Annotated in this window: 18 protein-coding genes; 10 read left to right on the forward strand and 8 right to left on the reverse strand. The window is 36.9% G+C overall.

Annotated features, from left to right (window positions below; genetic code table 11):
- Positions 1-191: 191 nt before the first annotated feature.
- Positions 192-350 (forward strand): DUF1540 domain-containing protein, encoded by a 159-nt coding sequence (locus ACQKN4_RS08580; protein ID WP_079562167.1) that lies wholly within the window; start codon positions 192-194, stop codon positions 348-350.
- A gap of 46 nt (positions 351-396) precedes the next feature.
- On the opposite strand, the gene ACQKN4_RS08585 is transcribed toward ACQKN4_RS08580, so the two are convergent.
- Complete coding sequence (locus ACQKN4_RS08585; protein ID WP_427483344.1) at positions 397-642, reverse strand: group-specific protein; 246 nt, start codon at positions 640-642, stop codon at positions 397-399.
- Positions 643-979: 337 nt separating this feature from the next.
- On the opposite strand from ACQKN4_RS08585, the gene ACQKN4_RS08590 reads away from it, so the two are divergent.
- Positions 980-1,636 carry a uridine kinase family protein gene (locus tag ACQKN4_RS08590; protein ID WP_427483346.1) on the forward strand — a complete coding sequence of 219 codons (657 nt, stop codon included), beginning with the start codon at positions 980-982 and terminating at the stop codon, positions 1,634-1,636.
- 68 nt (positions 1,637-1,704) lie between these two features.
- Here the strand turns inward: ACQKN4_RS08590 and ACQKN4_RS08595 are convergent, their stop codons facing one another.
- The 3 genes from ACQKN4_RS08595 to ACQKN4_RS08605 form a co-directional block, all read right to left on the reverse strand.
- On the reverse strand, positions 1,705-2,355 hold the full coding sequence (locus tag ACQKN4_RS08595) for an SIMPL domain-containing protein (protein ID WP_427483347.1): 651 nt from the start codon (positions 2,353-2,355) through the stop codon (positions 1,705-1,707).
- A gap of 63 nt (positions 2,356-2,418) precedes the next feature.
- On the reverse strand, positions 2,419-3,042 hold the full coding sequence (locus tag ACQKN4_RS08600) for a DUF2238 domain-containing protein (RefSeq protein ID WP_079562171.1): 624 nt from the start codon (positions 3,040-3,042) through the stop codon (positions 2,419-2,421).
- Positions 3,043-3,156: 114 nt separating this feature from the next.
- Positions 3,157-3,459: a YunC family protein gene (locus ACQKN4_RS08605; RefSeq protein ID WP_079562172.1), complete on the reverse strand. Its 303-nt coding sequence runs from the start codon at positions 3,457-3,459 to the stop codon at positions 3,157-3,159.
- A 204-nt stretch (positions 3,460-3,663) separates the two neighbouring features.
- On the opposite strand from ACQKN4_RS08605, the gene ACQKN4_RS08610 reads away from it, so the two are divergent.
- Positions 3,664-4,398 carry a polysaccharide deacetylase family protein gene (locus tag ACQKN4_RS08610; RefSeq protein WP_427483349.1) on the forward strand — a complete coding sequence of 245 codons (735 nt, stop codon included), beginning with the start codon at positions 3,664-3,666 and terminating at the stop codon, positions 4,396-4,398.
- Between the two features lie 87 nt (positions 4,399-4,485).
- Here the strand turns inward: ACQKN4_RS08610 and ACQKN4_RS08615 are convergent, their stop codons facing one another.
- Positions 4,486-4,746, reverse strand: a complete 261-nt coding sequence (locus tag ACQKN4_RS08615) for a hypothetical protein (RefSeq protein WP_079562174.1) — start codon at positions 4,744-4,746, stop codon at positions 4,486-4,488.
- Positions 4,747-4,853: 107 nt separating this feature from the next.
- Between ACQKN4_RS08615 and ACQKN4_RS08620 the strand changes: the two genes are divergently transcribed.
- The gene (locus ACQKN4_RS08620) at positions 4,854-5,642 is read left to right on the forward strand and encodes a DUF2268 domain-containing protein (RefSeq protein WP_427483351.1); all 789 of its coding nucleotides are present in this window, start codon (positions 4,854-4,856) and stop codon (positions 5,640-5,642) included.
- A 226-nt stretch (positions 5,643-5,868) separates the two neighbouring features.
- On the forward strand, positions 5,869-6,381 hold the full coding sequence (locus ACQKN4_RS08625) for a DNA-deoxyinosine glycosylase (RefSeq protein WP_079562176.1): 513 nt from the start codon (positions 5,869-5,871) through the stop codon (positions 6,379-6,381).
- A 74-nt stretch (positions 6,382-6,455) separates the two neighbouring features.
- Here the strand turns inward: ACQKN4_RS08625 and ACQKN4_RS08630 are convergent, their stop codons facing one another.
- Positions 6,456-7,316 (reverse strand): endo alpha-1,4 polygalactosaminidase, encoded by an 861-nt coding sequence (locus ACQKN4_RS08630; protein ID WP_427483353.1) that lies wholly within the window; start codon positions 7,314-7,316, stop codon positions 6,456-6,458.
- Between the two features lie 160 nt (positions 7,317-7,476).
- On the opposite strand from ACQKN4_RS08630, the gene ACQKN4_RS08635 reads away from it, so the two are divergent.
- A complete protein-coding gene (locus ACQKN4_RS08635; protein WP_427483355.1) occupies positions 7,477-7,986 on the forward strand; it encodes a transporter in 510 nt (169 codons plus the stop codon).
- Positions 7,987-8,420: 434 nt separating this feature from the next.
- Here ACQKN4_RS08635 and ACQKN4_RS08640 read toward each other — a convergent pair whose 3' ends face one another.
- Positions 8,421-8,912 carry an SRPBCC family protein gene (locus ACQKN4_RS08640; protein WP_427483357.1) on the reverse strand — a complete coding sequence of 164 codons (492 nt, stop codon included), beginning with the start codon at positions 8,910-8,912 and terminating at the stop codon, positions 8,421-8,423.
- 187 nt (positions 8,913-9,099) lie between these two features.
- Here ACQKN4_RS08640 and ACQKN4_RS08645 point away from each other — a divergent pair, with 187 nt between their 5' ends.
- Positions 9,100-9,459, forward strand: a complete 360-nt coding sequence (locus ACQKN4_RS08645) for a YybH family protein (RefSeq protein WP_079562178.1) — start codon at positions 9,100-9,102, stop codon at positions 9,457-9,459.
- Positions 9,460-9,471: 12 nt separating this feature from the next.
- Here ACQKN4_RS08645 and ACQKN4_RS08650 read toward each other — a convergent pair whose 3' ends face one another.
- Positions 9,472-10,266, reverse strand: coding sequence for a sulfite exporter TauE/SafE family protein (locus ACQKN4_RS08650; RefSeq protein ID WP_427483360.1), 795 nt, complete (start codon positions 10,264-10,266; stop codon positions 9,472-9,474).
- Between the two features lie 179 nt (positions 10,267-10,445).
- Here ACQKN4_RS08650 and ACQKN4_RS08655 point away from each other — a divergent pair, with 179 nt between their 5' ends.
- Genes ACQKN4_RS08655 through ACQKN4_RS08665 form a run of 3 tightly spaced genes read left to right on the forward strand, consistent with a single transcriptional unit; the run spans position 10,446 to position 12,343 of the window.
- Positions 10,446-11,012 carry a nucleotidyltransferase family protein gene (locus tag ACQKN4_RS08655; RefSeq protein WP_427483362.1) on the forward strand — a complete coding sequence of 189 codons (567 nt, stop codon included), beginning with the start codon at positions 10,446-10,448 and terminating at the stop codon, positions 11,010-11,012.
- 24 nt (positions 11,013-11,036) lie between these two features.
- Positions 11,037-11,531 carry a DinB family protein gene (locus tag ACQKN4_RS08660; protein WP_427483364.1) on the forward strand — a complete coding sequence of 165 codons (495 nt, stop codon included), beginning with the start codon at positions 11,037-11,039 and terminating at the stop codon, positions 11,529-11,531.
- Complete coding sequence (locus tag ACQKN4_RS08665) at positions 11,513-12,343, forward strand: AraC family transcriptional regulator (protein WP_079562181.1); 831 nt, start codon at positions 11,513-11,515, stop codon at positions 12,341-12,343. Before ACQKN4_RS08660 ends, ACQKN4_RS08665 begins: the two co-directional genes overlap by 19 nt.
- Positions 12,344-12,491 lie beyond the last annotated feature (148 nt).

Below are 12,491 nucleotides of genomic sequence, written 5' to 3' on the forward strand. Positions count from 1 at the left end.
GTAGCCTGGAACGGAAATCACTCTCACTTAAAGAGCCGCAACATTCACAAAGATTTCTTTGACCATTTTGTTTTTCAACACTATGAAATCGAAGTTTAAATGATGTATATTTCCGTTTCATTACACCTTCTAAGACTAAGTATTGAATACCTCAATTTTGTTAATGATAAAAAAGAGGAGGTGTGGAAACGATGGCACAAGAAATTCTTTGTGAAGTCAATAACTGTACATTTTGGAACTCTGGAAACAGATGTGGTGCAGAAAAAATTTATGTTGTAAGTCAAAAGGGACAACATGCATCTAATAGTGAAGAAACAGATTGTAAAACATTTAATCCTGAAACACATTAAATGTTTAAAGGGTAACCATATAAATGGTTACCCTTTTCCTATATCTTTATAAATAGACATCCACTTTTTCTTTGTTAAACAAAAGCGTATGAGCATTTTCCACTTTTTCCTCTACATAATCTAATGAATACTTTCCATAGGAATCTGTTAAATCACCAATCGCACGAGATAAATTATCAATAACAGGAATCAACGTTTCTAAGTGAGTAAGTACTCCGCTTTTATTCATTTCATCAGTAATTTCATGAGCAAGATGTTGAATCTTTCTTAATCGCAATTTTTCAGATTGCATGAAACCCTCCTTGTTGAACCAATTTATGATGCTTAAATATATGTCAAACCATATAATTTCATGAATGATTCCGATGGGCCTTCATCTTGCTCGATTTTACCGAAAGACTACTCAGATCCAACAGCCGACAGCTCAGGTGAAATCCGAAATATTCAATCTCCATATTATTTTTTAGCGATATAAGCGTTAATTTAGAAGGTTATCAGAAAGAAGAACATACGGATCAATTAAAGAAAGGTAAAATTGGCGATGCGTTAAACGAATTGGAACTAATTAGCAAAGAAGGTATAATAACTATGAAATAAAAACTAATAATAGAAGTAGCGGGGGAAGAAAGATGGATAGGTTATTGCAAAATATTGTTACTTGGGCCAGCAAGAAAGATACGCCAATTGTTATTGGTATTTCTGGTCATGGAGCAGCAGGAAAAACAACGTTCGCCAATAATCTTATTAACTGCTTTAACGAAGATGAAGTGAATTATATCAATACAGACCCGTACATTGTTAGTTCGGATATACGAAAGCATACAATTATCAATTATACTTATCGAAACGAGCGGCATCATTTTAAAATGACAGCTTGCCATCCAGCGGCGCATCATTTGCCTTCTTTGGAAAGAGATATTCAAATGGTTAGAAAGGGTCTGGATTTATTGACAATAGATACGCACTATATGAAATGTGCGTTTATTTCTTCAAAAAATAAAGTAACAATTGTAGAGGGGATGTGTGTAGCATTTATTGATCCCCAACTATTTGATTTGAAAATTTATTTTTATACAGATGGTGAGACGGAATTAAAGAGAAGGTCCGGTCGTGATGTAATTGAAAGGGGAACCGATATCAATTATTTAAAGCAATCCCATGAAGAACGTCGGATTCAATATGAATTGTTTATGCATTCGTATAGTGAGCATTTTGATATTATTTTTAAAACTTCCGATGAAGTAGTATGTCTAGAAAAAAATACGTTTGAATATAACGACAGATAATCTCTACAAGCTTAAATAACTATAAGAGCCTACATCCTATTTAAATAGGGTGTAGGCTCTTATACAATTTAATATTGAAATTTCACTCGAACATTCGCTTTAATGGCTATTTGACCTTGTTCAATAGGTGTCGATATTTTGGAATCAGCCATCGCCATTGATCTATACAGGACAGGTGTATCTTCATGTTCCTCAACGATTTCGATTGGTTGTGGTTGTAAAGGCAGATGCATCGTTTCTGCAATCGTTTTAGCTTTCATTTGGGCATTATGAAGGGCCAAACTAAGAGCTTGTTGATAATAGGCATCTACATTGTCAATGTTGAATTGGATAGAGGAAATCCGATTTGCACCATTTTCTACTGCTGTATCAATAATTTCACCAATCTGGCTCGTATCCGTTACTTTAACGGTAATACCATTTGTTACTTCATAGCCTTTAAAAATCTGTTGGCCGTCCTTATAATCATAAAGTGGGGAAATAGTATAAACCGTTGTTTGAATATTTTCTCTCGGGATATGGAGAGCTAAAAGAGATTGGATGACACGATTCATAATTAGCGCATTTTCCTGCTGTGCATCTTGTACATTTTTTCCTCTTGTTTGGACTTCTAACTGAATTTGAACATAGCTTGGAGTAGCTAATACTTTTCCATTTCCAGTGACAGCAATTACGCGAGATACATGGGGTGATTGTTGACTAACACTTGCATAGTACATAGAGTACCACCTTTCGAATGGTTCATATTAGTTATGCTATGCTTGCTACAGAAGAAAATTGTTTTACTTTGTCTGCTTTCTCAACAATTTATCATGGAGTTTTGTAAATAGCAGTAAAGCTAAAATTGTCCCAAGGAAGGCCGAAAGCATGTCCCATTGTGCATCCCATTGATCTCCTTGCATACCTACAAAATCTTTCGCTGCTCCACTACCCTTTGAAATTTTTGTACTGAGCCATTCAATGATTTCATAGAGAGCGGCAATAGCGAGCATAATGCTTATTGTTATGCCTGTTAACCAGGCGCCTTTTACTAGTGGTGTTTTTCGTATTAATATTTCTCTTATGACAATGGCCATCAAACCTTTTAGGAAATGCCCAAATCGATCGTAGTCATTTCGTTTTAAGTGAAACTCCTCTTTAATCCAGTTAAAAAGTGGAACCTCCGAATAAGTATAGTGTCCACCAATAAATGTTAGAATAGATAAAAGGGCAATGATAAAATAAGAAAGTGTTGTAAGGCGAAACTTGTTATAAATAGCGACTACAATAATAATTGCAACGACAGCGGGACTAACTTCTGCGAGCCAGTCTAAATAGGATACTGGTTTTATGACAGACCACACGAAAATAATTAGTACTATTAACAACAAAATTACATGTATTTTCCGATGATTATCTTTAGACAAAACAAACACTCCTTTTGTCTAAAGTATAGGAATAGAGTAAATAGCTTATACACTTTATAAGACTGAAGAAAAAAGCGCCTAGTCGTATTGCACTGACGCTTTGTAATAATTTTGTTATACCATTCTTAATAATGCCTCTACACCAGACATTCCTTCAGAAATACCAAGTTGATGCGCTTCATATGTCACAGATTCTAATGGAGCTGTCAATAATTCATCAATTGTTTTCACGCCAACTGCTCGACCGGCAATAATTTTCCGATCTGCTAAGCGGTCATTTAATAGACCAACATCTAAAGCCCCACACATAATGTACCCCGTGTCGTTAGAAATTGTTAGCAGTGTTGTTTTTGGTAATTGAACAACTATTGCAGTGAAAAAATGGCCTTTAATCATAATAGGCTCAATTGTTACCATCCGAAATCACTCCTTTTCTCTCTATATACATATGGCGATAGTTAAAAAGGTGTTCGGCATTTTTATTAAAAAATTATTAGTTACCAAAAATGATCGGTGTTTTAAGAGGAGAAAACAGCCAAACCTTCATAAGTATAATTCATTGTAATTCGTAAATAGTAAGTTGACGGAGTTATGTGAATTTGAACTTGGGAGGTGATGCTTATGACACGTAAATATGTATTGGTTCTATCCTTGTTTTTTTTAATCATATCGGTAATTTCTTCAGTGACAACCTATGCGGATAAAGGACGACCTTATTATGAGGAGACAGGGGAAGTTGTATGGGACATTAACACAAAAGACAAAATAATTGCTCTGACTTTCGACGATGGCCCTCATCCCCAGTATACGGCAGCTATTTTAGATTTATTGGCTAAGTATGATGCAAAGGCGACGTTTTTTATTATTGGAAAAAATGCAGAAAAATATCCAGACCTTGTTTTACGATCTTTTTCAGAAGGACATGAGCTTGCCAATCATACGTATTCACATCCGTTTAAAGCTTCCGTAGCTGAATTACAGTCACAACTACGTAAGACAAAGGAAATAATTTATAGTATTACTGGATTTTCACCGATATTGTTCCGTCCTGTAGGTGGTTACTATAATGATCAAATGATTAATGCCGCTGTAAAGGATGGATACAAAGTAGTGATGTGGTCTTGGCATCAGGATACTCAAGATTGGAAACAGCCAGGGGTCAATAAAATTGTACAAAAAGTGATGAAGGGAACGGAGCCAGGTGATGTTATTTTGTTCCACGATGGAGGCGGCAATCGTACGCAGACCATCAAAGCATTGGAAAAAATATTACCAGAACTGAAGAAACAAGGCTATACATTTGTCACAATATCCGAGTTGATTAAAATCAAACAGCAACAAGAGCAAGTGCAATGAGGATAATAAGCCATCTCAGTAGATTGAAATGGCTTATTTTTTCTCCATGTCTTCGCGCAGCGGATAGTAAAATTAGTCATTTCAATATTACCAAAATAGTAGTGGTGCTAGGGCAATTCCGGCAACTACCCCAAATGCGATTCCAATTCCAAAAGCTGCTCCGGCTCTTCCAAAACCCCAACCCCATCCTAAACCATAACCGCCAAATCGTCTATCAGGTAGAATCCACACCTGTCTTCTATCCACCCTAGTTATTTCTCCATAATGTACTCTGCCACCAGTTTCTACAATTCTTACACGTTTACCATGATATTTACAGCAAAGATTATAAGTATCAGCTGGATTCACAAACTATCCCTCCTTTCGGCTTCCTTACAAGCTAATATATGCGGTTGCAAACATTATCACTAGCCGATTGTCTACGTCAGACATAAGCTATAGTAAGGGGGGAATGTATGTCAGTAATACCTACAGATGAGTGGCTCAATGAATTAATAGCTAGTCAAAAGCGTAATCACAAAAATCTTGAGGACTTACAACGCTCTATACTTTGCAGTCGTTTAGTAGAGATTTTTATTGGAGGATCTCTAGATGAAATACAATTTGAACTACTGCAACAGGGACTTTTTCAGTCACATGAAAAAATAGATATTAACATGTTAAAAAGACAAAACGTTTGGGAAGTAGTACAGAAGGAATTTAACTATTTAAAGGAGAAATGGAGCGGTCCAAATATACCAATCTATATCTTCCCAATCACGCAGGAGCAAACGATTACTAAGAAAAACGGTGTTGCCTATCCAAATGCTATGTTTTTATATATAGGAGAGCTTGAAAAGCAGGAGCTTAAAGCGCTATTTGCACATGAGTATAATCATGTTTGTCGTCTGCAATATGTAAATAAATTGCTAGACGATGTGACTTTATTAGATTCTTTAATTTTAGAAGGGTTAGCAGAATGTGCAGTGGAGGAAATTTACGGGGATAAATGGTTAGCACCATGGTTGAAGTACTACTCATTGGATAAGATGCTAGAAATTTGGAGGGGGCATATTTTGCCTCAAATCAATATTCAAGGATTAAACAATCATGTTGAGTTCTTATATGGTGGAAAGCTTCCTCAGTGGATAGGATATTGCATTGGTTACGAAATAGTAAGGACCTATATAAAAAATCATTCATCCAATAACCTGCATGTAAAAAGCTCGGAGGAAATACTTGCTGGCTCTGATTTTTCTTTATAAGCAATTCCTATGTAAAGTTTCATCACTGAAAGATAGAGATGGGTAATGTATGTAATGAGGATAAGCTGATCTTTGTTATGACTGGGCGGCTCCCAGAAAGCGCCCAGCCGTAACGGAAATCAACCCCGTGTTATGGTGAGGAACCTTAATTTTGATACGAGCGAATGTGCCCTTCCATAACATTGACACAAATCTTCCGCTACAATAGAAGGAAGGAGTGATTGTCATGTCAAATGAACTTAAAAATGTATTATCACCGGTTATTGATTTGTCAACGAAAGTGCTAATTGTCGGCTCAATGCCGGGGAAACAATCGTTAGAGAAGCAGCAATATTATGGTAACCCACGTAATCACTTTTGGCCGATTATTGGGGAAATCTTAGAAGTAGAAATACCTCAGAATTATGGAGAAAGATTACAATTGCTAAAGAACCATCATATTGGTCTCTGGGATACCATAGAGTCGTGCGAGCGTAAAGGAAGCTTAGATGCAGCCATTCGTAATGAAAAACCGAATGACTTTAAAACGCTTTTTGAACACTATCCTTATATTGAGTTAGTGCTTTTTAATGGCGCAAAGGCGTTCGAGGTTTTTAAAAAGCATATTGGCCTTGAGGTTTTAGATGGTCGAGCATATCAGAAAATGCCTTCAACTAGCCCAATACCAGGGAAAAATATTAAATCCTTTGAAGAAAAGCTTGAGGATTGGCGGGTAATGCACTCTTATTTGTCTAGATAATTACATGACAAAATCCCCTCCGAGTGTGTTGCTTGACGGAGAGGATTGTAAGCATTATTTAATAGATGATGACATTACTGCCATGTGTTGTAGTAAGATCCTGCTGGGCTATAAAAGAATTTAAAATGATATTTTTCAGCTAAGGCTCGACTTTTCTCTTCGTCGTCAAATCCGATTGCCATCACCTGAGTGCCGAATTTTTCTCGGATCTGAATTAATTGTTGCATCTTATTCAGCGCCCATTCATCTTCTCCGACTACATCATAAGAAAAGTTTTCCCACATAACAAAATCGATATTTGGTGCTGTATAATCGGCTAATGTTTGAAAGCCCCAATTTTGAGCGACAGACAAGTCGTTATATTGCTGCTTTATGTTTTTTATAAAGGCAAGCATTGCTTCATTTTGTACGCCCTGTTCTTTTTCAGGTAAGTAGGACTCGATATTGCCAACAGTATCTAAAAACACACCATCCAACCCTTTTTGAACAATTTGTTTTTGAATTTCTTCTAGTAAAAGCGCTTGATAGTGTTCAGATGTCATATCCATTAAATACGAATCCCATTCAGAGAAATACATCTTTTCTCCGCGTTCGTCTTTATAAAAATCCTCTTCTTTTAATTGGCTATAAAACTCTAAATTCCATTTGTCTGCTTCCATTGCGTTAATATAGCCATAAATTAATGTTCCGTTTTTTTGAGCCTGTTTAATATATTTCTGCTGCATTTCGATTGGCTCCACAATGACCAAATCTTCTTTAGCCATTTCCTTGCCAATTTTATCGTTCCCTTTATCTAAATAATATTTGTACTTTTTAACAGCAGCTAGCCTGTCTTGAATACTTGTTGATCCTGCAGAAAAATTTGTACAGTTGAAAAATAGCCAGATACCAAAGGACAATACAATTGTAGTAATTAGTAAAATTATTTTTCGCATGAGTACCCCTTTTCTTGGAAAACATGCCTTTTATTATACGGTGTTTACAGTAAAAATACGAATGTAGTTTAAGTCGACTAAATACAAGGCTAATAGGCAATTGCTCAACGGTTATTAGCCCTCCTACATATATTGAATTATGTAAAAGGAGGGGTTTATCATGAACAATCCATTTGAACAGATTATGCCACTTCCAGAATCCGATTTCGAACCTTCATTCGGACGACCTGGTTTTGGCCAATCACCATCATTTAGACCACCTGGTTTTGGTCCACCACCGTCGTTTGGCCCGCCTGGTTTTGGTCCACCACCGTCGTTTGGCCCGCCTGGTTTTGGTCCACCACCGTCGTTTGGCCCGCCTGGTTTCGGCCCGCCGCCATCGTTTGAACCACCTAGTTTTGGCCCACCACCAGCAGGTCAAATGCCTCTAGGCCCACCACCTAGCTTTGCACCATCAACTCCACCATTCGGAATAGGAACAAGTGGTATTCAATCATGCCTATTTAGAAATACGTATATATGGATGTTTAATGGATCGAGCTTTTGGTTCTTCCTAACTGCTGTAGGAAGAGAGTTTATTGCAGGGTTCCGATGGAGTAGCAGAAGTGGCTGGCGCTTCCAAACTATTGCAAGAAGAAATATTCGCTCGTATGAATGTTCGAGATGGTAATTAAGAGCATGTCTATGAAATAAAGTTGTCATTTTAAATAAAGTATAGCTACTCAGCAAAACGAGGGATTGATTTCCGTTCCGACTGGGCGCTTTGTTGTTGCTGTCGCTACGCTTTCGCACAGAGCAGAGTTTCCTGGGGGCGTCCGATGATCCCCAAGGAGTCACCCAGTCTCCACTCCAATCAACCACTTCACATGGCAGGTATCTTCTCGTATGTCACTCTAAGTTACAGTGAAAAATGCGAAAGAGAAGAGCAAACGAAGCGGCAGCAACAGTATTATTATCTGTGCGAAAGCAAGTAGTATGGAACGAAATCAACCTCATTTAAAGCATCGTAACATGCACTAAGACTTCCTTACCTATTTTGATTTTCAACACTTAAAAACTCCTAGAGCATTAACTTCACACCCTAGGAGTTTATTCTTAATATACTTAATTCTTCTCTACGTCATGCACAAGTTGCTTATACTCTGCAAACCACTTTCGCCATTCTTCCTCTGGGAATGCTTCATGTACCGTTCCATTTAATAAATCCGAAAGTAGGCCTAAGCATATATGCCACCCGGCTAAATCTTTAGGGGTATGCTCAGTTAGCTCACCAATCGATTCAAGTAATACTAATATAGAACCGCTGCTAGTGGGGGAGAGTTCAAATCTAACTGTATCTTTGCCCCAATCAAATTCGAGAACCTCTTTCTCAACATAGTCTGTAATTGTTATTTCCATATAAGTATCAGTTCCATCATTCATATTAAAATGGATTTTACCGTTTTTTCGAAGATCAATAATTTCTAAATTATTCATCCATTTTTGAAGCTTTCCATTCTCTGTTAATACAGCCCAAATAGTATCCACTGAATGTGACAGCGGTCGGTTAAATTTTACGCCATAGTTAATTTGTTGTTTTTGAATAGTAGCGAGCATGGGTATCCTCCTTATTTATTTTCCCTCATCATAAACTGCATGAAATAGTCTTGTCATGCATTCTTATTTAAATGTCCATACCCTAAAATAATCAGACCATTATATTTCCCTTTCTCTATATTTCTTTATTATATTTATGTCCAAAAAGTAGAACTTCAGATAATATGATTTAAAAGGAGAAATTACCATGCCATATCAACAAGCTTTAGAGCGCTATATTGAGGCTACAAATTCCCATAATTTTTATAACGTAAAGGAAATTTTGCATCCGCAAGCGGTGTATTGGTTTACGGATCAAACATGTACGACTGTAGAAGAAATAGGTGTTTATTTTACTGATGCTTGGAATGTAATAAAGGAAGAAGTTTATTCGGCTACTGATGTGCACTGGCTTACGGTTGATGAACAATCAGCTACCTGTATTTATACATACCATTATGAAGGCTATCATAACGGAAAATTAGTATCAGGCAGCGGGAGAGCAACGAATATTTTTACGGTCTTAAACAATGAATGGAAGTTAATCCATGAACATTTAAGCAGTTAGTGAAGCTTCAAGCTATATAATCTTTAATGATACTTGAATGAGTAGTAACGAGATGATTACTGTTAGTAATATTTTCGCTGTTTTCATTGGGATTTTTGGTAAAACTAAAAGGCCAAGCTGAGAGCCGATAATGGATCCTATTGCCATTGCAATTGCGTAATGCCATTGAATAAAGCCAGTTTGGTAAAATACTAAAAATGCTCCTGTACAGCTCCCAAATATAAGTACTCGTGTGAGCTGTACAGCCTTTATATAGGAGTAATGGTAGCGTAAAAAATGTAGTATGCTGAAGGTTGAAGAGCCAGGTCCAAAGCCACCATCATAAACCGCGATTAAAAGTGGCTGCCATAATTTATCGCTGTGCTTAGTGTCATCTTCTTCTGAACTAACAGTCCATTCTTTATTTTTCAACGTTATAAATAAGGCGAAAAAAAGTAGAATACATGCAATAATATTCATCGTTTTTTCTGAGATGGATACTGTTAGGAGTGCACCACAAATTCCTCCGGCAAAAGCTACAGCAACATATTTCATAATAGAGGCTAGTCGAAGCTCCTTATGGTAAAGAAGATAAAAGATACTCGACAACGCTGCAATGCCCGATGAAAACTTATTCGTAGCAATGCTTGTTTGAATAGGTATGCCAACAAGCATCATGGCCGGGATCGTAATAAGCCCAGCGCCCCCAGCAAGGGTACCGATAAAAGCGGCAATAATTCCAATACTGACGAGGGTCAGTGAAAGCTTCGTATAAAAAAGTCCCATTACGATGGCAATAGTCACAATCAAAATAAAAGATTTTTTCATAAGCGGCTCCTTTAGCGTTATTAGTTAAAGGGTACTGGTAAATAATTTATAAATCTAATATATTATCTTTCGTTTTGTATAAATAAAATTTATAAATATAATCGGTACAATGGTCAGCCGATTTTTTCTCTTCTAAGCCCTTCAAATAGAACTGTAAATAGCTATGAATTCAGAGGTGAATGAAACTGATAAAAACAGAAGAAGAGTTAAAAAGCTTAATTGCTGCAGATGAATGGATGATGGACATTCTAAAAATTGTAGAAAAGCTCCAATTACCTGATTCATGGATATGTGCAGGATTTATTCGATCCAAGGTGTGGGATTATCTGCATGAAAAAGAATATAGAACGCCATTAGCTGATATTGATGTGATATATTTTGATAAAGTAAATCTCTCAGATAACTATGAGAAGCAACATGAACAAGAATTGACGAAGTATTTACCTGATGTGCCTTGGTCTGTGAAAAACCAAGCAAGAATGCATGTAGTAAATAACAGTGAGCCTTATCAATCATCTATTGATGGTATTGCGCATTTTCCAGAAATGCCAACAGCTATTGGAGTGAGGCTTTCTTATGGAAGACTTGAGATAGCTGCACCTCATGGTATTAAACACTTAGTTTCTGGAATTGTCGCTCCTACACCATATTTTCAAAAGGGCTCTCCGATGCATGAAGTTTATAAGGGTAGAATCCATAACAAACAGTGGGAATCAATTTGGACGAAACTACAGATTTTCTACTAAAATGAAGCGAAGGAGCTAAGGGATTTGTATCACGATAAACATCAAATAATCTCGCATTATGAAAGATCTATCGTATTTGTGGAAAGTTTAGCAGGCATAACTGAAGAACAATGGCGTACCCCTATAGAGCCTAGGAAATGGGCGGTTGCAGAGGTAATTGGACATCTTACACCGTGGGATGAATTTGTGTTAAATCAACGTTTACCGTTTCTTTTTACAGAGGAGAGCTTACCAAAAGGGCCAGATGTAGGAGAGATGAATGCTAGTGCAGCAAGGAATAGTCGTGCACGAAGTAAAGATGAAACGATAGCTAATTTTATCCATCAGAGACATCAGCTAATAGATGCGCTTTATGAAATAGTGGATGAGCAATGGCAACAGCCTTTTACAATTGGTGCTTCTGAACTAACACTTTACAGTTATTTTGCTAGTTTAGTAGATCATGATCTACATCATTTTTCACAAATTCAAACAGTTTTAAAGAATGTAGGGGCTATAAAATGGATATCAAGCATTTAATCGATTACTATGCACATGCGTCTGTAAAATTTACGGATGTTTTTACGAATAAAATGGAGCCAGGTCAAGTAGACAAAGGTCGAACAACAGCCCCCGGGAAGTGTGGATTGGTTGTGCCACTTGCTGGTAGCGCTATATTTAGTTTTAACGGTACTCCTTATACAATGGAGCCGGGTATGGTCGTACATGCAGGACCACAAATGCCAATCGAAATTAAAGCTTCTAATGATAAAGGATGGGAGTATGCAGTTGTTCATTATCAACTTTCTACCGAAGAGTCAATTTTATATCCATTATCAACTCAGCACTTTTTAATCAATACAGGCTATCATACTAAAATTATTGACTATGTACAGCAGTTAATAGAAAGCCAAGCAATGCCAGGTAATATGTCAGTGCTAAAAGCAAAGACTCTATTTATGAATCTTTTGGAAGCTATTCTTATGTCGGCAAAAGTGAAGGTGCTCGATACGGCAAGTCACCAGATGGAACAAGCTTTACAGTATATACATGAGAATTATGCTACACAACTTTCTGTTTCGAAAATTGCTGAAGAATTTGGCGTGGAGCGTCGTAAGTTTGCCTATCTGTTTGAACAGCATACAGGGATGAATCCTAGCGTCTACTTAACGGAATATCGTATTCGACGGTCAAAGGAGTTACTGAAATATGACGATTCGCCAGTAGCGGAAATAGCAGAATGTGTAGGTTATATAGACTGCTTTTATTTCAGTCGAGTATTTAAAAAATGTACTGGAATGTCGCCGACAACATATCGAAAAACAATGCTTGAGGAAGCTAAATACTTATAAAAAAGTTGTTTCTTTAAAAAGAAGCAGCTTTTTTTGTGCTCGGGAATCGGCAAAAGTCCATGTGATTCGTGAAATCGTCCATTCACATCTGTTTTCCACTTTGTTAGGATAGTATCCGTAAATGATAATAGATATCAATTAAAAAATA

The organism is Lysinibacillus sp. NPDC093692 (assembly GCF_050280125.1).
Lineage (GTDB): Bacteria > Bacillota > Bacilli > Bacillales_A > Planococcaceae > Lysinibacillus.

Bases quoted from the DNA above. Each gene is read 5' to 3' on its own strand.
- ACQKN4_RS08580 (WP_079562167.1), top strand. From the start codon at position 192: ATGGCACAAGAAATTCTTTGTGAAGTCAATAACTGTACATTTTGGAAC.
- ACQKN4_RS08590 (WP_427483346.1), top strand. From the start codon at position 980: ATGGATAGGTTATTGCAAAATATTGTTACTTGGGCCAGCAAGAAAGAT.
- ACQKN4_RS08645 (WP_079562178.1), top strand. From the start codon at position 9,100: ATGCCATATCAACAAGCTTTAGAGCGCTATATTGAGGCTACAAATTCC.
- ACQKN4_RS08635 (WP_427483355.1), top strand. From the start codon at position 7,477: ATGAACAATCCATTTGAACAGATTATGCCACTTCCAGAATCCGATTTC.
- ACQKN4_RS08655 (WP_427483362.1), top strand. From the start codon at position 10,446: ATGAAACTGATAAAAACAGAAGAAGAGTTAAAAAGCTTAATTGCTGCA.
- ACQKN4_RS08620 (WP_427483351.1), top strand. From the start codon at position 4,854: ATGTCAGTAATACCTACAGATGAGTGGCTCAATGAATTAATAGCTAGT.
- ACQKN4_RS08640 (WP_427483357.1), bottom strand. From the start codon at position 8,912: ATGCTCGCTACTATTCAAAAACAACAAATTAACTATGGCGTAAAATTT.
- ACQKN4_RS08650 (WP_427483360.1), bottom strand. From the start codon at position 10,266: ATGAAAAAATCTTTTATTTTGATTGTGACTATTGCCATCGTAATGGGA.
- ACQKN4_RS08585 (WP_427483344.1), bottom strand. From the start codon at position 642: ATGCAATCTGAAAAATTGCGATTAAGAAAGATTCAACATCTTGCTCAT.
- ACQKN4_RS08595 (WP_427483347.1), bottom strand. From the start codon at position 2,355: ATGTACTATGCAAGTGTTAGTCAACAATCACCCCATGTATCTCGCGTA.
- ACQKN4_RS08665 (WP_079562181.1), top strand. From the start codon at position 11,513: ATGGATATCAAGCATTTAATCGATTACTATGCACATGCGTCTGTAAAA.
- ACQKN4_RS08610 (WP_427483349.1), top strand. From the start codon at position 3,664: ATGACACGTAAATATGTATTGGTTCTATCCTTGTTTTTTTTAATCATA.
- ACQKN4_RS08625 (WP_079562176.1), top strand. From the start codon at position 5,869: ATGTCAAATGAACTTAAAAATGTATTATCACCGGTTATTGATTTGTCA.
- ACQKN4_RS08630 (WP_427483353.1), bottom strand. From the start codon at position 7,316: ATGCGAAAAATAATTTTACTAATTACTACAATTGTATTGTCCTTTGGT.
- ACQKN4_RS08605 (WP_079562172.1), bottom strand. From the start codon at position 3,459: ATGGTAACAATTGAGCCTATTATGATTAAAGGCCATTTTTTCACTGCA.